This window comes from Ramlibacter albus (assembly GCF_014297445.1).
Classification (GTDB): domain Bacteria; phylum Pseudomonadota; class Gammaproteobacteria; order Burkholderiales; family Burkholderiaceae_C; genus Ramlibacter; species Ramlibacter albus.
This window is the reverse complement of record NZ_JACORU010000001.1, coordinates 130,053-149,803: the sequence shown is the minus strand read 5'-3', so window position 1 is coordinate 149,803 and position 19,751 is coordinate 130,053. Positions and strand designations below refer to the sequence as shown.

Here is a 19,751-nt window from a genome sequence, read left to right as displayed (position 1 = left end):
CAGTCGATCCGCCGGCAGTTGAAATGGTGGCTGCCGTCAAGCATGAGGATGGGGCGAATGGTCACGCCAGGAGCCTTCAGGTCGACGATGAACTGGCTCAGCCCGGCATGGCGCGTACGCGGGTCGAGCGGGGCCGTGCGGCACAGGACAATCGCGTAGTGCGCGACATGCGCGCCGCTGGTCCAGACCTTGCGGCCGGTCAGCCGCCACACGTCGCCCGACGGATCGGCCCGGCTGCGAACCGACGCGAGATCCGAGCCCACGTCCGGCTCGCTCATGCCGATCGCGAAGTAGGTGTCGCCGGCGGCAATCCGCGGGAGGAAGTCCTGCCGCTGCCGTTCGCTGCCGAAGCGCATCAGCAGCGGCGCGCTTTGCCGCGCTGCGATCCAGTGGGCGGCCACCGGTGCCCCGGCTGCGAGCAATTCCTCGTTGATCGTCAAGGTTTCAAATGCGGTTCCTCCGCGGCCTCCCCACTCCCTCGGCCAGTGGTAGCCGATCCAGCCGCGCGCGCCAAGCCTGCGGCTGAATTCGCCTTCCAGGCCCTCGGTCCAGGAATTGCATTGGGGACGGAAACCGCCGTTCGCGACCTCCTCGTCGATGAAGGCGCGAACCTCTGCACGCAGTCGTCCCGTTCCCTCGGCGACGGAGGGAAGTCCAAGTTCGGATTCGAAAAACAGCATTGGGCGGAGCGTCGTGCGATTGGCTGGCGAGCCGTTGACCCGGAACTGCAGTATTCTACCAACTGTTAGTTTGTCACCTCGGGGGAACCCCGATATGTCAAGCCAAGGAGATCCCATGTCCAACCGCTCGCTCGACGACCTCAATGCCGGAGACGTGTTCCGCAGCTACGGACGCACGGTCACCGAAACGGACATCGTGCTGTTCACCAGTCTTGCCGGACTGAAACTGCCCATCTTCATCAATGAGGAGTTCGCGAAGAAGCACACGGACTACGGCGGGCGCATCTGCCCCGGGCTACTGACGGCCGCGCTGGCGGCAGGGATGATGGAGGAGATCCTCGGGCCCGCGACGATCGCGGCACTCGAACTGACGGATTTCAAGTTCACCGTGCCTGTGCGGCCGGGCGACACCTTGCGCGCGGAAATCACCGTCGAAGGCAAGAAAAACCTCTCGGACGGCAAGCGCGGCATCATGCAGGGCCGGGTCCGGGTGTTCAACCAACGGGAACAGCAGGTTTTCGAGTTCAGCGAGAAGCTGATGATGCGCCGCGGGCGTGTCGACGACCTGGTATGACCCACGCTACGCCGGCCGAGGGGGCACGATCAGGTCCGGCGCGAGCACGCTGGACGGGCATGCCACCCCAAATGGCCCTCAACTTCTACGGCAGCAACCATCGCAAGGCCCCGGGCAAGCTCGTACCGGCCGTGAAACCTGGAACGGAGGAGGCGCTTTGACGGGCCTCCCCCACGACATCCGGCCCGAGGTGTTCTTTCCGGCGTTGCGGATCGAGCGCACCGTGGTCGCAGGCGTCAAGGCGGTGAGAGTCGGCAGCGGCCCGACACTGCTGCTCCTGCATGGCGGCACGGGATCGTGGACGCATTGGGTGCGCAACATCGAACCGCTGTCGCGCAGGTTCAGCCTGGTGATTCCGGACCTCCCCGGCATGGGTGAATCCTTGGACGTCCCGCGAGACACCGACCTGGATGGATATGGCCGATATCTTCTTGCCGCGATCGACGCCGGTCTGATTCCGTCGGGCCGGAAGTTTGCCGTCGCTGGATTTTCCTGGGGCGGGGTCGTCGCGGCATGGCTCGCAGCGCGCCGGCCCCGAGACGTGTTCGCGACCTGCCTGCTCGCCCCGGGGGGCTTTCCCCCCGAAGGCTGGCATCGCCCTCCGCTCAGGGCCGTCCCGCCGGGCGCGAGTGATGAGGAAGCCAACGCCATCCATCGCGCGAACCTCGGGATGATGATGATCTCCAGGCCGGAGCGCATCGACGAAATGACGGTTGCCATGCAGCGGCGCAACCATGCGATGACCCGCTTCAAGTCGCGCTACCTCGGCTACCGGGATACCCTGGGGCCGAGCCTGCAGAAAGTGCAATGCCCGGTCCTCGCGATCCTGCCCGCGTGCGATCCGCTTCCCCGGCCGGATACGCAGGCCCGCGCCGCCTACCTTCGGCAATGCGCGTCGCACATCGTCTGCCGCGTGGTCCCGGACGCAGGCCACTGGGTCGCCTTCGAGGCGGCCGACGCCGTCAATGAGCTGATTTCCGGTTTCGTCACCCGCTGTGCCGGCGGCCGTGAGCGAGCGATGAAAGACCAAGAGAGGAGCCCCGATGGCGGTCAAGGAAGGTGAACTGCTCTGGACGCCACGTCCCGACTTCGCGCAGTCTTCGCAAGTGGCGTTGTTCATGGACTGGCTGCGCCGGGAGCGGGGGCTCGATTTCCCTGGCCACGCCTCGCTCTGGGAATGGTCCGTCGACCGCATCGAGGATTTCTGGGCCGCCCTGTGGGATTACTTTGGGATCGAATCGTCGACACCTCACTCGTGCGTCCTGGAGGAGCGCGTCATGCCGGGCGCGGTCTGGTTCCCCGGCGCGCGGGTGAACTTCGCCCGGCACATGCTTCACAAGGGGCAGCGAGGGCGGCCCGCGATCCACCATCGCAGCGAGATTCGCCCACCCGCCACCCTGCACTGGGAAGACCTGCGCGACCAGGTGGCGACGCTGGCCGAAGCCATGCGCCGCATGGGCATCCGGCCGGGCGACCGGGTGGTCTCGACCCTGCCCAACACGCCCGAGGCGGTAATAGCGCTGCTCGCGACCACTGCGATCGGCGCGATCTGGTCGGCGTGCTCGCCCGACTTCGGCGCACGCAGCATCCTCGACCGCTTCCAGCAAATCGAGCCGCGGCTGCTATTTGCGGTGGACGGCTATCGATTCGGCGGGAAGGACTTCGATCGCACCGGCGAACTGGCTCGACTCGTCGAGGGCCTGCCCTCGCTGGAACATGTGGTCTTCCTGCCCGATCTGAACCCGGCCGCGCCGCGTCCGACACCGTCCTCGCGTTTCTGGTCGGAGGTGATGGGGGAGCGGCCCGTGCGGCACGAGGACTTTCGCTACGAGGATGTCGAGTTCTCGCACCCGCTGTGGATCCTGTACTCGTCGGGAACGACGGGGCTGCCGAAAGCGATGACTCACGGCCACGGCGGGATGACGCTCGAGACCTGCAAGGTCATGGCCTTCCACGCCAACCAGAGTCCCGATTCCTGCCTGTTCTTCTATACGACCACGGGCTGGATGATGTTCAACTTCATGGTCATGGCGCTGTCCCAGGGCGGCAGCATCGTCCTGTACGACGGCAACCCCCTCGCGCCGCAGCCGGAGCGCCTCTGGCAGATCGCGGCGGAACACCGGGTGACGATGTTCGGCGCCAGCCCGACATTCGTGCAGATGATGATCAAGGCCGGGGTTCGGCCCGCGCAGAAGTACGACCTGTCCGCGCTGGAATCAGTGCTGCTGGGCGGCTCTCCTGCGACACCGGAAACTTTCGAGTGGTTCTATCGCGAGGTCAAACAGGACCTTTGGGTGACTTCGCAAAGTGGCGGGACCGACGTGTGCTCGGCCTTCGTGGGTGCCGCACCCACGCTGCCCGTACACGCGGGCGAAATCCAGACGCGCCTGCTGGGCGTCGACGCGCATGCGCTCGACGATGAGGGCCTGCCGCTGGAGGACTGCGTCGGCGAGCTCGTGATCCGCAAGCCCATGCCTTCGATGCCGCTCTATTTCTGGGGCGACAAGGACAACTTGCGTTACCTCGACAGCTACTTTGATGCCTATCCGGGCCAATGGCGCCACGGCGACTTCTTCAAGGTCAACCGTCGCGGGGGCTGCTACATCTATGGCAGGTCGGATGCCACGCTCAATCGTGCCGGGGTGCGGATCGGGACGGCAGAAATCTACCGGATCGCCGACACGGTCGAGGGTGTGCAGGACTGCCTGGTCGTGAACCTCGATCTGCCGGACGGCAAGTTCTTCATGCCGATGTTCGTCCTGCCGAAGCCGGGTTTCGCGCTCGACGCCGCGATGGAGTCGCGGATCACGCAGGCCCTGCGCTCCCAAGGATCGCCGCGGCACGTGCCCGACAAGTACTTCCCCATCGGCGCGATTCCATACACGTTGACCGGCAAGAAGCTCGAGGTGCCTGTGCGCAGGATCCTGCTGGGCGCGGCGCCGGACAAGGTGGCCAGCCGCGACGCGATGATGAACCCGGACTCGCTCCAGTACTTCGTCGAGTTCTCCCGCGAGTTGCCGCGCTACATGCGAAAGGCGCCGTAGCTGCTCGCCCGCGCCGGCAGGCGGCCTGCGATGTCGAGCAGCTGCGCCAGAACCGCACGCGTCTGCCCGGGCTCCACGATGGCATCGCACCACAGCTGCCGTGCCCAGTTCAGCGCCCCGGCCTCCTCGTCGGGCGCGTCGGGTGAAGCCGACGCCCGCGCTTGCGGCCACATCAGCAGCGCGTTAGGGCGGAATGCGCGGCCGCCCAGCGCGTGATAAGCCGCGCCGTGGGCGCGGCCGGTGATGACCGTGAACTTCGGCACATCGACGTTCGCCACCGCATTCAGCAGCTTGGCTCCGTGCCTGCCCACGGTCGACTGGCCGGGCAGGCTGCTGTCCGCAAAGCCGGGCGAATCGACGAGGAAGACGATCGGGATATCGCGCTGGCCGCACAACTGCACGAAGTGCGCGCCCTTGGCGGCAGCCTGCGCCGTGATTTCGCCACGGGCGCCGACGATTCCGACCTCGAAACCCTCGATGCGCGCGAAACCGCATGTCAGTGTCTCGCCATGCAGTTGCTTGAACTCCTGGAAGCGGCCTCCGTCCACGAGCCCTGCGGGGATGTCGCTGCCGGCGGCGCCTTCCGGAGGCAATTCGACTTCAGCGCGCGTCCACCGCAGGCGGGGCGGCTCGCCGAGATGATCGACGATCCGCCGGGTGATGGACAGGGCGTGCGCGTCGTCTTCGGCCATGTGGTCGGTCACGCCGCTCACCCGGCTGTGCATCTCGGCACCGCCCAGCGGCTCGATGTCGATCACTTCGCCGGTGGCCGCGAAGACAAGCTGCGGGCTTCCGAGGAACATGGCGCCTTGCTTGCGGATGATCACGACTTCGTCGCAAAGCGCCGGGATATACGCCCCACCGGCCGTCGAAGGCCCGTGGACAAGGGCAATCTGCGCGATACCCTCGGCCGACATCTTCACCTGGTTGTACATGATGGAGCCGGCCTGGCCCTCGTCAGGAAAGATGTTCGCGAGGTCGGGGAGGAAACCGCCCCCGGACTGGACCATCGTGATGCAGGGCAGGCGGTGGCGCCACGCGAACAGCTGGGCGCGCGTGTGGCGCTTTGTCGTCATGCCGAACATCGTGCCGCCCTTGACCGTGGCGTCGTTGACCAGCAACATGCACCAGCGCCCGCAGACCTTTCCCACTCCCGTGATCATGGTCGCGCCGGGCGGCACGCCCTCGTACATGTCGGCCCCCGCAAGCTGCCCGATCTCGCAAAATGGCGAGCCGTGGTCGAGCAGCGCGGTGACGCGTTCGCGAGGCAGCATCTGCCCTCGGCTCTTGTGCAGCTTGCGTGCCTTATCCGACCCGCCAGCGAGGGCCTCCTGTTGGCGAGCGCGCAGGGTCGCCAGCAGGCCGTCGTACGAAACGGAGCCGGTGGGCTCGGCATTCGGCTTCATGAGTTCGTTGCTTAACCTAACAAATGTTTGGTATTCTAGCGCCGGTCGCGCGGATCGCGCAACGCGAACTTGACACTCCAACGCACGAAATCATGAGCATCCTCGCCTCCAGCCTGACCCTGAGTCCCGAGGAAATGCGCATCAACCGGGACGCCTACAAAGCCCGCTTGGCCGACCTCCATGCTCGCCGCTCGGCGGCCCTGGGCGTCGGCTCGGCCACGGCACTGCAAAGGCTGCGCGAAGCCGGACAGTTGACGGTGCGCGAACGCATCCGCGCGCTGCTCGACCCGGGGTCGCCGTTCCTCGAGCTGTGCCAACTGGCGGGCGAGGGACTGTACGGCGATGACCCGCCGGGCGCCGGCGTTGTCACCGGCGTGGGAATGATCGCCGGCCGCCCCTGCATGGTCATCGCCAGCGACCCCACGGTCAACGACGGCACCTACAACGCGCACACCTGCAAGCGCCATGTGCGGGCCCAGCGCTTCGCGTGGCAGCAACGGCTGCCCTGCGTGACGATGTTGCAACCGGGCGCGCAGCAGCCCGGCGCCAAGCCCGGTGTCTTCGCCGACGAGGGACAGTTCGGCTCCATCCTGTACAACCAGACGCGGATGTCGCGCGAGGGCATCGCGCAAATCGCAAGTGTCCACGGCCCTGCGGCGGACGCTGCCGCTTTCGTCGCAGCCATGTGCGACGAAGTCGTCGTGGTGCGCGGCCGCGGCGCTCTCGCGTTCGGCCCCGCCGAGCCGGCGCCGGCCGACGCCGAGCGTTCGAACCGTGAGGACGGTGTGACCGACAGGCTCGCCGAAAGCGACGCGCATGCCATTGCGATCCTGCGCGACCTGGTCGGCCACCTCGGTGACGTGCCGGCGCAGCGCCGCGACGTGGCCGAGCCGCGCGAGCCCCTGCACGATCCGCGGGAAATCCACGGCATCGTCAGCGCCGACCCGCGCGTTCCTACCAACAACCGCGAGATCCTGCTGCGTCTCATCGACGGAAGCGACCTGCACGAGTTCAAGCCCGATTTCGGCGAGACCATCATCACGGGTTTCGCGCGCATCCAGGGGTTCGACATCGGAATTCTCTGCAACAGCGGCGTCCTCTTCTCGGAGAGCGCCCTCAAGGCCACGCAATTCATCGACCTGTGCTGCAAGCGGGACATCCCGCTTCTGTTCATGGCCGACATCAACGGCTTCATGGTCGGCCGCGAAGCGGAGGAGGGCGGGATCGCCAAGCATGGCGCGAAGATGATCACCGCGATGACGTGCGCCAACGTCCCCAAGTACACCCTGATCATCGGGGGCTCGTACGGGGCGGGCTACCTGGCGATGTGCGGCCGCGCATTCAGGCCCAATGCGATGCTGATGTGGCCGAACGGGAGGGCCGCGATCATGGGGCCGGAGCAGGCCGCCACGACCCTTGCCATGGTGAAGGACGACCAGCACAAGCGGGATGGCACAAGCTGGACGGATGCCGAGCGCGAGGCCTACAAGGCGCCCGTTCGCAAGACCTTCGAGGACTTCGCCAACGCGTACAACTTCGCCCGAAACACCTGGTGCGACCTGATCATCGAGCCAACGGAGACAAGGGACGTGATGGCGTTGCTGCTCGATCTCGCGGGCCGGGTGCCCCTGCAGCCGTCGAGCTTCGGCGTGTTCCGCATGTAATCGAGGCCGCATCAATGTTCAGCAAGATCCTGATTGCCAATCGCGGCGAGATCGCCTGCCGCATCGCGAGGACCTGCCGCCGCCTGGGCGTCGCCGCTGCGGGCGTGCATTCGGCGGCCGATCGGAATGCCTTGCATGTCCGGGAAATAGGCGAGTCCGTCGAAATCGGCGGCGCGGCAGCAGCCCAAAGCTACTTGCGGATCGACGCGGTGATCGCAGCCGCCCGGGCTGTGGCCGCCGAGGCCATCCACCCGGGTTTCGGCTTCCTCGCGGAGAACGCGGCCTTCGCCCGTGCGGTGGAGGCCGCGGGGCTGGTCTTCATCGGCCCGACGCCGGAGGTCATCGAAAGACTCGGCGACAAGGCCGCCGCAAAGCGCGAAGCTGAAGCGGCCGGCGTTCCCATCGTTCCCGGAAGCCAGATGCCCAGCACGGACCCTGTGGAGATTGCGGCCACGGTGCGCCGTGTCGGCCTCCCGGTGATGCTCAAGGCGGCCGCAGGCGGCGGCGGCAAGGGCATGCGCGGCATCCAGTCGATGGACGGGCTGGAGCAGGAGATCGAGTCGGCGATGCGCGAGGCGAAGAACGCGTTCGGCGATGCCGGGCTGATCGTGGAAAAGCTCATTCGCCGCGGGCGCCACATTGAGATCCAGATTGCCGGCGACGGCGAGGGCGAGGTCATCCATCTCTTCGAACGCGAGTGCACCTTGCAGCGCCGCCACCAGAAAGTGATCGAGGAAGCGCCCGCCGCCAACCTCGATCCGGCGCTGCGCGATCGCATGGCGGCCGACGCGGTGCGTCTGGGCCAGCGGCTCAAATACCGGGGGGTGGGCACGGTCGAGTTCATCGTTGGTGAGGACGAGTATCACTTCCTCGAGGTCAACCCTCGCCTGCAGGTCGAGCATCCCGTCACGGAAGCGATCACCGGCATCGACATCGTCGAGGTGATGATGCGCATCGCTTCCGGCGAGGGGCTACCGCTCCGCCAGGAAGACGTCGCCATTCGGGGCCATGCCGTCGAAGCGCGGATCTGCGCCGAGGACCCGGCTGCCAATTTCCTGCCCTCTACCGGCAGGATCTCCCAATTGGAATTCCCGCGATCCGGCGTCCGTGTCGAGACGGGCGTGGAGTCGGGCAGCGAAGTCACTCCTTTCTATGACTCGATGCTCGCCAAGCTGATCACTCACGCGCCGACGCGTGACGAAGCCCTGGACCGTCTCGATCTGGCCCTTGGCGAAACGACCGTGTTCGGCGTCACCAGCAACATCGGCTTCCTGCGCCGGCTGGTCGACCTGCCCGAGACTCGCAAGGCAAGCTTCCACACGCGGCTGATTGATGAGCAGATCGGCAGCTGGGCACTGGGCGGATCGAGCCAGGATTCGCGGACGCTCGCCATCGCCGCCGCGTACTGGCTGCGCGGGCATCGACGCGATGATGCCGGAAAGCGCGGCCCCTGGACGGCGTGGGCAGGCACCGGGTGGCAGCTCCGTGCGGACGACGACGGCCTGTCGCCGATCCCCAGCCTTCATGTCGAAAGCGCCGATGGTGCCAGTGCCGAGATCCGCTTCGGCCCGGTCACGGCCGACGGCGCGCTGCTTGTCGGTGCCGGCGCTGCGAGGATCCGCATCGGCCTGGAACCCGCCGAGGGTGAAGGCCATTGGATCGCCGTCTGCGACACGCTTCGGGAACGGGTGGCCCTCCATCAGGACGGCGACATGCTGTACGTGCGCGACTGCCGCGGCGCCCATGTGTTGAAGGCGGTTCCCTATCTCGCCTACATCAGCGCCGCGTCCCAGGCCAGCGGGGACATGAAGGCGCCGATGATGGGGCTGATCCTGAAAGTGCAGGTCGCGCCGGGGGATCGCGTCGAGAAGGGCGCAGTGGTCGCCATCCTGGAATCGATGAAGATGGAGATGCGGATCCTCTCGGATTGCCAGGGTACCGTGGCTTCGGTGGCCTGCCAGGCAGGGCAGACTGTCGAGCGGAACGCGTTGCTTGCCTCGATTACGCCGGACTGAGCCGCGCCGCGCCGCCCCCCTCGGATCGGAGCCGGCGTTTCCGCAAGCCGCCTCGTGGCCCGGTTTACTGCACGGCCATCGGGGACACCCTCGCAGCTGACGCAGCTTCTTTCCAGAATTCGAGTTCGCGCTCGAAGAACCGCTCCATGTCGGCCACCGAGCCGCCTTTCACGTCGATCGCCTGGCGCTCCAGGCGGTCGATAACCTCTTGCGACTTGAGCACTTCGTTGGCTTCTCGGTTGAATCGCTGGATGATCGCGTCAGGCACGCCCGCGGGCGCGGCCACGCCGAGCCAGTAGCCAGAGTTCAGGCCCTTGAGTCCATGCTCCTCGAGGCTGCCTACGTTGGGCATGTACTTGGAGCGCTTCTCACTCGTGACGAACAGCGCCTTCATATCGCCGCGCTGGATGAAGTTGCGCGTGGACGAGATGGTGCCGAAGTAGGAGTCGAGGTTACCGCCGATCACATCCTGGATCGCTACCGAGCCGCCCTTGTAGGGGATGTGGTTCACCTCGATGCCTGAGCGCTTGGCCACGATTTCCATCAGCAGGTGGTGCACAGACCCCACGCCGGCGGAGCCGTAGGAGAACTTGCCGGGGTTCTTCTTGGCGTACGCGATCATCTCGGTGAGGTTGTTCACCGGCACCTTGGAGGACGCGGCCATCAGATTGGGCGCCTCGCCCAGCAGCACGATGTTCTTAAGGTCCTTGCGATAGTCATAGGGCAGCTTCTCATAAACCCAGGGGTTGGTGGCATTCATGCTGCTGGATATGAGAAAGGTGTAGCCGTCGGCCGGCGCCTTGGCCACCAGGTTGGACGCGATGATGGTGTTGGCGCCCGGGCGGTTCTCCACCACAACCGACACTTTCAGCCGCTCACCGAGGCCCTTGGCGAACTCCCGCGCCACGGTATCGGACGAGGCACCAGGTGTGAGGCCCACGATCAACTTGATGGGGCGGTTGGGCCAACTGGCCTCCTGAGCCTGCGCGGGCGCGAACACGAATGCGCTGGAGAGGGCGGCGCCGAGCAGGGTCTTGATCATGCGGAACATCGATGTCTCCTAAAAGTGAATGAAAGGGGGCTCGAACTCCTAGTTCCAATGAATGAAACGCGTTCCGTAAGTAGCATAACCCGAACTCGACACCCGTACAAGCCACTGCAAAGATGCGGGCCGGTGGGCGGCGCCTCAGGCGTCAACCCGGAACCGGCGCAGCTTCTCTTCGTCCAGCTCGACGCCCAGGCCCGGCCGGTCGGGCGCAAACATGTGCTTGCCTTCGCGGCGGATCGGATCGGTGATGATGTCCTCGGCAAGGATCTCGTTGACGCCCACGGCGAACGGACCTTCGAGCAATTCGCCCGGCCACGCGGTCGCGAGGTGCAGCGCCGATGCCGTCGCGACGCTTGCGCCCGGATGGTTGCCCGGGAAAATGCGCATGCCTGCGGCCGCTCCAATCTCCCACAGGCGCTTGCACTGCCAGGCACCGCCGTTCTTAGCGATTTTGGTCTGAAACACGCTCGCTGCGCGCATGCCTATTACCTTGAGCAGGTCGGCTTCGGAAGAGACGGCCTCGTCAGCCATGAAGGGCACGTTGTAGCGGCGCGCGAGTTCGGCCATGCCCGCAAGGTCGGCCGGCGGCAGCAGCTGCTCCACGCAGTCCAGCCCGAGGTCCTGCACGCGGTTCATGAAGCGCATCGCGCCGGCAAAGTCCATGCCGCTGTTGCCGTCGGCGCGGATGACGATGCGCCCGCCCATGTTCGCCGCCAGCCGCTCCACGGCCTGCGCGTCGCGCTCGGGGTCGTTGCCCACCTTCACCGTGAAGCTGCTGTAGCCTTCGGCCACGCGCCGCTCCACTTCGGCGATGAGCTCGTTGTGGTCCGGGATGATGCCGAGCGTGATGCCCGCCGCCACGGACGTTTTCGCGCGGCCTCCCAGCACTTGGTAGGCTGGCAAGCCCAGCAGCTTGCCCTGCAGGTCCAGCAGTGCGTCGGAGACTGGCGCGACCGCGTAGCTGGTGTTCCACACTGCCTCGCGCAGCTGCGCGATGATCGCTGCCGAGTCGAAGACGCTGCGGCCGACCAGGCGGGGCGTAAAGTGGTCGGTGATCACCGAGCGCAGGCTCGCGAGCGTCTCGCGACTGCCCTGGCGCATCCACGCGTGCGTCTCGCCGATGCCGACCTCGCCAGACTGGGTGTGCACCTTCACAACCATCACGTCGATGCCGGGGCGCGGGCCGCCGGCGGCGATCTTGAATTCGTTCTTGAACGGCAGGCGCACCGGGATCAGCTCCACGCTGCGGACTACGCCGCCCATGTAGCGGTCGCTGCCTGGCCAGTTCGTCGCTTTTGTCGTGTCCATCATTTCTCCTTAGGAGTTCAGTGGGGGCGCGCGAGCAGTGACTGCAGGTTCGCGACGGAAGCAGTGCCGCTGAAGTCGGCCACGGTCTGGCGCAGGCGATGCATGTCGTATCGCGGCGCGACCACATGGATCAGCCCCCGGGCCTTGGCGGCCACCTCTTCCAGCGGCATCGGGTTGGCGGGCGTGCCTTTGCTGTCGAGCACGCGCGCCACGCGCACCTCGCCATCGGCTAGGCGAATCTCGGTGTGCGTGCCGAAGTGTTCCGGGTAGAGCCGCTCGAACTCCGCGTCCTCGCCCACCTCCACCTTGTCGGCCCAGCGCAGCACCTCAGGATTGGAGAGGTTCACCGTTTCGTAGGCGTCGAAGCGGTGCGGGCCACAGGCGAGCGTGGCGCCCACGGTGAACGGCAGGCTGTACTGCGCTGCCATCGCGGTGGCGGGCCGGCGCACGACGTGCTGTTGCTGCAGCTTCGACGGGCCGGTCACGCGGATGGAGGCGATACGCTCGAAAGGCAGCGAGAAGTCCTGCGTAACCTCGCGCAGGCCGTCGATCATCGAGTGCAGCAGGCGGCAGCATGAGTAGGGCTTGAGGCTGATCTCGTGGATCGCCGCCGGGCCTTCGGCGGTGAGCGCATCCATGTCGGGCTGCTCGCCGTAGAGCGGCAGGAAGCCGTAGCGGCCGTCCAGCGCGCTGTGCGGCGCTTCGATGCCGGCCATGGAGAACTGAGCGGCCAGCACGCCGTTGTGCGCGCCGTAGCCCGCGTGCATGCGCTTGACCTCCGCGCCCACCGCCTCCTGCGAGAACTGCATCGAGCCGGCCGTGAGGGACAGCGCATGGCCCCACGCGCGGCATAGCGCAGTGGCGTCGAGGCCGTACAGCTTGCACGCCGCCGTGGCCGCGCCGAACACACCGAACAGCGGCGTAGGGTGGAAGCCTGTGGCGATTACGCGGTTGGCGCCCGCTGCGCGGCCGATGCGCGCAATCACTTCGTAGCCCGCTTGAACTGCGGCCAAGAAGGCGTCGGCAGGCGCCCCGCGTTCGGCAGCGACTGCGAGCGCTGAGGAGATGACCACCGAGCCCGGATGGCTCATGGAACCGTCGTGCGTGTCGTCCAGCTCGAAGGAGTGGGCGGCGGCGCCGTTGACCAGCGCCGCGACATGCGCCGCCACATCCAGGTCGCTCGCGGCGATCCGCGAGCGACCGGTGCCCGCGAACGGCTTGGCCCACACGTGCAGCGCCTCCACCCACGGCCGGTCCGCGCCGCCGAAGGTGACGCCGAAGTAGTCAAGCAGCAGGCGCTGCAGCTGCGCCACGTCCTTCTGCTGCAGGCTTGCGGGCGTGACAGCCAGCGCGCGCTCGGCCAGCCGGCGCGTGCGGTCGGGAGTATCCGTTTCGCTCATGGTGCTTGCATTCTGCGTGCGCTCAGCGCGCGGGGCGGCGGCCCCGGTACTGCCGGAAGTCGGGCTCGCGCTTCTCGAGGAAGGCCGTGATGCCTTCCATGTTCTCGGCGTTGCCGTAGATGGAAGCGAGCAGCTCCGAAGTGGGAAAGTAGGAGGCGTAGAATTCCTGGTCAGACCCTGTGTTGAGCGCGAGCTTGGCGATGCGCACGCTCTGCGGGCTCTTGTCCAGGATGTCCTGGCACAGCTGGTCGACCGTGGCGTCGAGTTCACCGGCCTCCACCACCTGGTTGATCAAGCCCATGGCCACCGCTTCCTGGGCTGTGTAGAGGCGGCAGGTGTAGAGCATCTCGCGCGCCTTGCGCTCGCCCACGTAGCGCGCTAGCAACTGGCAGGCGCCCCAGATCGGAACGCTGCCCACGCGCGGGCCGGTCTGGCCGAACTTCGCGTCTTCGCTTGCGATCGTCATGTCGCAAAACAGGTTGATCTCGTTGCCGCCGCCCACGCAGAAGCCGCGCACCTTGGCCACGATGGGCTTGTCCATCATGCGCATCACGGACGACAGCGCGAACAGGCGCCGCATGTGCTTGCGGCCCGCGTCGGGGACGCGCTCCTGCTGGTCGCGGATGTCGCCGCCGGAGCAGAAGGCCTTGTCGCCTGCGCCGGTGATCACCACCACGCCGACGCTGGAGTCGTCCGCCGCCATGTGCATCGCAGCGGTGAGCTCTTCGTACGTTCGCGGGCGCACCGCGTTGCGTACCTCGGGGCGGTTGATGGTGATGGTGGCGATGCCATGTTCGGTGCTGTAAAGGATGTCGTCGAAATTCATGATGGGCTTCGCGTCTCTCTTTCAGGTTCAGGTCTGTCGGGGTGTCCAGTCGATGTTGCCGGCCTGCGGTTCGCCGATCAGCGTGCCTGTGCACGCGGGTGTGCGTGACAGGCGCATGGGCGATGCGAACACTTCCCAGCTACGCCCTGCCGCGTCCTTGCGCGCGCCGATGAGTGCGCGCGCGACGGTGTGTGGATGCGTGCAGGCTTCGGCCACGCTGAGCGGCTCCAGCGAGCACGCCGGTGCAGCAGGGGCCCCGTTCCATGCGCTCTGCGCCATCCAAACGCCGATGTCCTGCATCGCGATATCGATCACAGCACCGCGTCCAGTGCGGTCGCGCCGCGCAAGCGCCGCGAGGATGGCGACGAGACCCGTCTGGCCGCCCGCGATGTCGGCGATGGATATGCCGGTCTTCACCGGCACGCCGCCGCAGCGCGTCGCATCCATGATCCCGCACATCGCCTGGACAACCGTGTCGACCGCCGGGCGGCCGGGATAGGCCGAGCGCTGGCCGAAGCCGGAGATGGCGCAGTAGACGAGGCGCGGGTTGAGCACGTTCAGCGCGTCGGCGTCCAGGCCCATCGCGGCCAATGCGCCGGGCTTGAGGTTTTCCACCAGCACGTCCGCGTCGCGCACCAGCGCCTTGAGGGCAGCGAGCCCCTGCGGTGCGCGCAGGTCCAGCGTGACACTGCGCTTCTCGCCGTTGGTGACCATGAAGAAGTGGCTGGTGCCGCCGCGCAGCGGCGCCCAGAAGCGCGCGCTCTCGCCACCCGGCGGCTCGACCTTGATCACCTCGGCGCCAAAGCTCGCAAGGTGGCGCGCGGCGAGCGGCGCGGTGGTGAGTTGGCCGATCTCGATGACGCGCAGGCCAGCCAGCGGCAGGGCGGACGGGGCGCCCCTCGCCGTGGCAGCGGGCCGGGCATGAACGAGGGCGGCCTTGCGGCTGGAATCCGGCGGAGGCACCCGCACGCCTGCGCTTTGGCCGTCATCTTCGAAGCGAATCAGCGGCGCTGACACCTGCACGATGCGGCCCGATACCGGGTCGCGCGTCTGGACGATGCTCCCGCGCAACACGACGTTGGCTTCGCCTCGCAATTGCGCCATCGTGACGATGCCGCCGCAGGGGATACCTTCGCCGTTCAGCTTCGACACAGCAGCTTCCAACGGAAGCGGCGCGGACCACTCGGCAATGCGCGCGTCGATCTCGTGCCGGTGCGTGAGACGGTCCGCGAGCTTGGTAAAACGAGGCTCTTGCGCCAATGCAGGGCCCACGAGCGCAGCGATGCGTTTCCACTGCGCGTCGTTCGTGGAGCACACCAACACCCAGCCATCGGCCGTTGGGTAGGCGTTCCACGGCACGGCCATGCCGTGCCCATTACCCAGGCGCTTGGGCTGCAGGCCCGCGAAGTGTGCAGGCATGAACGTGGTGAGCGCGTTGATGCCGACGTCGAATAGCGCGACCTCAATGCGCTGGCCTGCACCATCCTTGCGCAGCACGTCCAGCGCGATGGCAATAGCCGCGCCAGCATACAAGCCGCCAGACATTTCTAGAACGGGCACAGTGCTCGCCGTGGCATCCCCTTCCGGCAGGCCGGTTGTAGCCGTTACGCCGGTCATGGCCTGAAGATCCTGTTCGGCGAGCGGCAGCCTCGCAAGCGGACCGCTGGAACCGCACGCCGTCACGTCGCACAAGATGGGCGTGCGGCGAATTGCAGCCGTCCACGCATCGGGCAGCGGACCGTCCACATCGGTGCTGACGATCACCACGCCGGCGCGTTCGATCAACGCGGCGACGGCCCGCACGTCTTCGGCCGATCCGGGGTCGCACAGCAGGCTTTCCTTGCCGGCCACCGCACTCACGCGGTCGGCCCACTTCCATTTGCCGATCGCCTTGCGCGGCTCTACCACGTGCACCTGCGCGCCGAGGTCGGCCAGCAGGCGCCCGCAGGCCGCCGCCGCGATGCGCGCGCCGAGCTCCACTACCACGACATCTGAATAAGGTAGGTCCATCAAGGAGGATGGTCTTCGGTTTCAGTAGGCAGAATCAATTTCGTCCATTAGAATATCCTAAAGCCAATTTTTGCGAAAGCATGAAAACCCATCAAGACCTGTATGGCGCGCGTCGGTTTGCGGCCGGGCTGGCTTTTCGCAGCACGGGACAAGGATCAAGTCTCCTGTTGCTGCACGGCGGCTCGGGCTCGCGCAACCATTGGGTGCGCAACGTGCGCGAGCTTTCTAAGCACTTGCGCGTGCTCACGCTGGACCTGCCCGGCCTCGGCGAATCGGCAACGCCCCCCCCCGGTATCAGCGATGACGAATACCTCGTGTGGATCGGTCAAGCCATCGAGGCGCACTTGGCTGGGGAGCCCTTCGACATGGTGGGCTTCAGCTTCGGTGGGGCCATCACGTCCATCGTCGCGGCAACGCTCGCCGCGCGCGGCTGCGGACCGCGTCGCATCACCCTCGTGAGCCCCTCGGGATTCGGCGTGCCCGAGCAGCGCAGCGTGGTGCTGGAAAAAATCAAGCGGAGCGCCGACCACGCCGACTCTGAACTGCGCGCAGCGACCGCACGCAACCTTGGCGTGTGGATGTTGTCGAGCGCACCCTCCGCCGGCGACCCTGCCGTCGACCTGCACTTGGACAACCTCGCGCGCGCCCGCTTCGACAGTCGGCCCATCAGCTACCGCGACAGCACGCTTCATGCCCTGCGCGCCTCGGGCGCGGCGGTTCAGCTGTTGCTGGGCGAGGCCGACCCGCTGATCTTCCCCTCTTTGGCTGCGCGCATCGCGCGCATCCGCGAAGCCCTGCCCGACGCACGCGTGGAAGCGCTCGCCGGCGGGCACTGGCTGCAGTACGAGGCGAACGATGCCGTGAACCGCCGCATCGCCGAATTCCACCTCCCGGGGAGCCGTCCATGAGCTACGAAACCATTCTCACCCGCGTCGAGGGCGCCGCCTTCATCGTCCAGATGAACCGCCCTGATCGCCGCAACGCGGTGAGCGAACGCATGATGGACGACATCGTCGACGCGTGCGGAGAAGCGGCCGGTATAAAGGAGGTGGCTGCCATCGTCATCACCGGTGGCGAAGGGTATTTTTCCGCCGGCGCCGACCTGAACGAGGCCTTCCAGGTCACGACCGCGCAGGAGGGCCGCCGCTACTTCAGCCATTGGCATCGCCTGAACCAGGCGCTGGAGGAATCGCCCAAGCCGGTGATTGCCGCGATCGAGGGCTTCTGCATGACCGGCGGGCTCGAACTGGCGCTGGCGGCCGACCTGCGCATCGCCTCCGAGGACGCGAGCTTCGCGATCACCAGCGCGCGCATCGGCACCGTGGCCGGCGCGGGTGGCACGCAGCGCCTGCCGCGCGTGGTGGGCATGGCGCACGCGCTTGACATGCTGTTTGCCGCCGAGCCGGTCGATGCGGACCATGCCTATCGCATCGGCCTCATCAATCGCCGGACGCCCAAGGGCGGCGCGCTGGCGGAAGCGGTGAAGCTGGCCAACCACTACGCCACGCGCGCACCGCTGGCGCTGGCCTTCGTCAAGCGAGCGGTGCACCGAGGCATGCAGATGGACTTGGCCTCGGCGATCGAATTCGAGACCATGCTCGTGACCACCGTGTACGGCACGAAGGACAAGGCCGAGGGCATCTCGGCCTTCCTCGAAAAGCGCACCGCGCAGTTCAAGGGCGAATGATTCTCATGACCGAACTCGCCGAAGCGATCTTCCGGCCAAAGGCGATCGCGCTCGTGGGCGCATCGGCCGACTCAGGCAAGCATTCCGCGCTGCCGCAGCGCCACTTGGCGCAGCACGGTTACGCGGGCGCGCTCTACCCCATCAACCCTCGCCGAACCGAGGTGCTGGGCCTGAAGGCCTATGCGAGCGTTAGCGCCGTGCCCTCGCCCGTGGACCACGCCTACATCATGCTGCCCACGGAGCAGGTACTGGCCGCCGCGCGCGACTGCGTGTCTGCGGGCGTGCGCTGCATGACCATCATGTCCAACGGCTTCGCCGAAGCCGGCGAGGTCGGGCACGAGCGTCAATCGCAGCTGCTGGCGCTGCTTACCGGCTCGCGCACGCGGCTGCTTGGGCCCAATGCCTTGGGCGTGGTAGACCTGCATGCCAAGGTGGCGCTCTCGGCCAACGAGGTGCTGTCGCTGTGCGAGTTGCCTGCGGGCGACGTTGGCCTCATCTCCCAAAGCGGCAGCATGCTTGGGGCGATCCTTTCGCGAGGCGCCGCTCGCGGCGTGGGTTTCTCCAAGCTGGTGTCGGTGGGAAACGAAGCCGATATCACGGTGGCCGAGCTCGTCGAGATCATGGCTGCCGATGCGCACACGCGCGTGATTCAGCTGTTCATCGAAACCATCCGCGCGCCCGAGGCGCTGCGCGGCGCTGTGGCCATGGCCACGGCAGCGGGAAAACCGGTGCTGGCCTATCGCCTCGGCCGCTCGGCGCTGGGGCAGGAACTCGCTGTGTCACACACCGGCGCGCTCACAGGCAGCGGCCGGGCCGCATCGGCATTCCTGCGGGACATCGGCGTGGCCGAGGTGCGCAACCTCGATGCGCTGATCGATGGGGCACCGCTCTTTCGCGGCGCGCGGCCGACCGGCTCGCGCGTGGCCGTGATGTCCACCACCGGCGGTGGCGGCGCACTGGTCGTCGACAATTTGGGCGAGCGCGACCTGCACGTGAGCCCGCCGCCGGCCGCCGCGCGCGAACGGCTCGCGCAGCAGGGCATAGCGGTCGGCGCGGCGCCGCTCGTGGACCTGACCCTCGCCGGCACCAACCCCGCTACCTACGGCGCCGTGATGCGCGAGGTGCTCGCCGAAGACGGGATCGACGCGCTCGTCTGCGTGGTCGGCTCTTCGTCGCAATTCCGGCCGGAGCGCGCGGTAGCACCCATCCTCGCCGGGCGCACCGGCAAGCCGCTGGCCGTTTTCCTCACGCCGCAGGCCGACCGCTCGCAGCGCCTGCTGCGCGAAGCGGGCATCGCGGTGTTCTCGCAACCTGAGGCCTGCGCCGATGCGATGTCCGCCTGGGCGAGCTGGCGCGCACCGCGCACACTGGACACAGTGCGAGCGGACGCGGCCAGCGAGCAGCTGCGCCGGCATGCGAGCGGCGCCACGCTCAACGCGGTGGACTCGCAGGCGGTGTTCGCCTCGCTGGGCATCGAGCAGGTGCGGGAATGGGTGCTGCACGCCGACCCCGGCTCGTGGGCCCGCGAGGCTGTCTCCGGCATCATCTATCCCTGTGTGCTGAAGGTGTCCTCTCCCGACGTGCCGCACAGAACCGAGGTCGGCGGCGTGAAGCTGGGCATCGGCGATGCGGACGAGCTGCAAGCCGCCGCACTTGAGATGAGGCGGTCCGTCACTGCCGCCCTGCCTCACGCCCACATCGAGGGCTTCCAGGTGCAGGAGACCGCGCGCGGCCTCGCCGAAGTTCTGGTGGGCTTCTCGCGCGACGCGACGGTGGGGCCCGTGGTGTCGGTGGGTATGGGCGGCGTGCTGTCCGAGCTGTACCACGACGTGAGCATCCGGCCCGCACCGGTGAGCGAACAGGAAGCGCACGCGATGATCGCGGAGGTCAAGGCCTTCGCTGCGCTCAAGGGCTACCGCAACCTGCCGCGCGGCGACGTGCATGCGCTCGCTCGCACGATTGCACGGGTTTCCACCTTGGTCGCGGCCGACCCCGCGGTGGCCGAAGCGGAGATCAATCCCCTCATGGTCCTGGGCGAAGGCGAAGGCGTGCGCGCGCTGGACGGGCTCGTGGTCCTGAAGTAGTAGAC

Annotated in this window: 14 protein-coding genes and 1 pseudogene; 8 read left to right on the top strand and 7 right to left on the bottom strand. The window is 67.1% G+C overall.

Features of this window, described 5'->3' with window-relative positions:
• Positions 1-92: 92 nt before the first annotated feature.
• A pseudogene (locus H8R02_RS30220) lies at positions 93-680 on the bottom strand (acyl-CoA dehydrogenase family protein); the annotation flags it as partial.
• 115 nt (positions 681-795) lie between these two features.
• Here H8R02_RS30220 and H8R02_RS00650 point away from each other — a divergent pair.
• The 3 genes from H8R02_RS00650 (at position 796) to H8R02_RS00640 (ending at position 4,298) form a co-directional block, all read left to right on the top strand.
• Complete coding sequence (locus H8R02_RS00650) at positions 796-1,254, top strand: MaoC family dehydratase (RefSeq protein ID WP_187079420.1); 459 nt, start codon at positions 796-798, stop codon at positions 1,252-1,254.
• Positions 1,255-1,411: 157 nt separating this feature from the next.
• Positions 1,412-2,317 carry an alpha/beta fold hydrolase gene (locus H8R02_RS00645; RefSeq protein WP_187079419.1) on the top strand — a complete coding sequence of 302 codons (906 nt, stop codon included), beginning with the start codon at positions 1,412-1,414 and terminating at the stop codon, positions 2,315-2,317.
• Positions 2,298-4,298, top strand: a complete 2,001-nt coding sequence (locus H8R02_RS00640) for an acetoacetate--CoA ligase (RefSeq protein WP_187079418.1) — start codon at positions 2,298-2,300, stop codon at positions 4,296-4,298. The genes H8R02_RS00645 and H8R02_RS00640 overlap by 20 nt, the downstream gene beginning before the upstream one ends.
• Here the strand turns inward: H8R02_RS00640 and H8R02_RS00635 are convergent.
• Complete coding sequence (locus H8R02_RS00635) at positions 4,277-5,704, bottom strand: acyl-CoA carboxylase subunit beta (protein ID WP_187079417.1); 1,428 nt, start codon at positions 5,702-5,704, stop codon at positions 4,277-4,279. The two genes, H8R02_RS00640 and H8R02_RS00635, sit on opposite strands and share 22 nt — an antisense overlap.
• A gap of 92 nt (positions 5,705-5,796) precedes the next feature.
• On the opposite strand from H8R02_RS00635, the gene H8R02_RS00630 reads away from it, so the two are divergent.
• Positions 5,797-7,368 carry a carboxyl transferase domain-containing protein gene (locus H8R02_RS00630; protein WP_187079416.1) on the top strand — a complete coding sequence of 524 codons (1,572 nt, stop codon included), beginning with the start codon at positions 5,797-5,799 and terminating at the stop codon, positions 7,366-7,368.
• Positions 7,369-7,382: 14 nt separating this feature from the next.
• Entirely contained in the window at positions 7,383-9,383 is a 2,001-nt protein-coding gene (locus H8R02_RS00625) for an acetyl/propionyl/methylcrotonyl-CoA carboxylase subunit alpha (RefSeq protein WP_187079415.1), read from the top strand.
• 64 nt (positions 9,384-9,447) lie between these two features.
• On the opposite strand, the gene H8R02_RS00620 is transcribed toward H8R02_RS00625, so the two are convergent.
• The 5 genes from H8R02_RS00620 to H8R02_RS00600 all read right to left on the bottom strand — a co-directional run bounded on the left by H8R02_RS00620 (position 9,448) and on the right by H8R02_RS00600 (position 15,975).
• Positions 9,448-10,434: a Bug family tripartite tricarboxylate transporter substrate binding protein gene (locus tag H8R02_RS00620; RefSeq protein ID WP_187079414.1), complete on the bottom strand. Its 987-nt coding sequence runs from the start codon at positions 10,432-10,434 to the stop codon at positions 9,448-9,450.
• 135 nt (positions 10,435-10,569) lie between these two features.
• The gene (locus H8R02_RS00615; RefSeq protein WP_187079413.1) at positions 10,570-11,739 is read right to left on the bottom strand and encodes a mandelate racemase/muconate lactonizing enzyme family protein; all 1,170 of its coding nucleotides are present in this window, start codon (positions 11,737-11,739) and stop codon (positions 10,570-10,572) included.
• Positions 11,740-11,756: 17 nt separating this feature from the next.
• A complete protein-coding gene (locus tag H8R02_RS00610; RefSeq protein WP_187079412.1) occupies positions 11,757-13,139 on the bottom strand; it encodes an MmgE/PrpD family protein in 1,383 nt (460 codons plus the stop codon).
• Positions 13,140-13,161: 22 nt separating this feature from the next.
• Positions 13,162-13,965 (bottom strand): enoyl-CoA hydratase-related protein, encoded by an 804-nt coding sequence (locus H8R02_RS00605; protein WP_187079411.1) that lies wholly within the window; start codon positions 13,963-13,965, stop codon positions 13,162-13,164.
• 27 nt (positions 13,966-13,992) lie between these two features.
• Complete coding sequence (locus H8R02_RS00600) at positions 13,993-15,975, bottom strand: CaiB/BaiF CoA-transferase family protein (RefSeq protein ID WP_187079410.1); 1,983 nt, start codon at positions 15,973-15,975, stop codon at positions 13,993-13,995.
• Positions 15,976-15,983: 8 nt separating this feature from the next.
• Between H8R02_RS00600 and H8R02_RS00595 the strand changes: the two genes are divergently transcribed.
• From H8R02_RS00595 to H8R02_RS00585, 3 genes are read left to right on the top strand one after another with little or no spacing between them, the layout of a single operon-like run.
• Positions 15,984-16,883: an alpha/beta fold hydrolase gene (locus H8R02_RS00595; protein ID WP_187079409.1), complete on the top strand. Its 900-nt coding sequence runs from the start codon at positions 15,984-15,986 to the stop codon at positions 16,881-16,883.
• Positions 16,880-17,662 carry an enoyl-CoA hydratase/isomerase family protein gene (locus tag H8R02_RS00590; RefSeq protein WP_187079408.1) on the top strand — a complete coding sequence of 261 codons (783 nt, stop codon included), beginning with the start codon at positions 16,880-16,882 and terminating at the stop codon, positions 17,660-17,662. Before H8R02_RS00595 ends, H8R02_RS00590 begins: the two co-directional genes overlap by 4 nt.
• A 5-nt stretch (positions 17,663-17,667) precedes the next feature.
• The gene (locus H8R02_RS00585) at positions 17,668-19,746 is read left to right on the top strand and encodes an acetate--CoA ligase family protein (protein ID WP_187079407.1); all 2,079 of its coding nucleotides are present in this window, start codon (positions 17,668-17,670) and stop codon (positions 19,744-19,746) included.
• Positions 19,747-19,751: the final 5 nt, after the last annotated feature.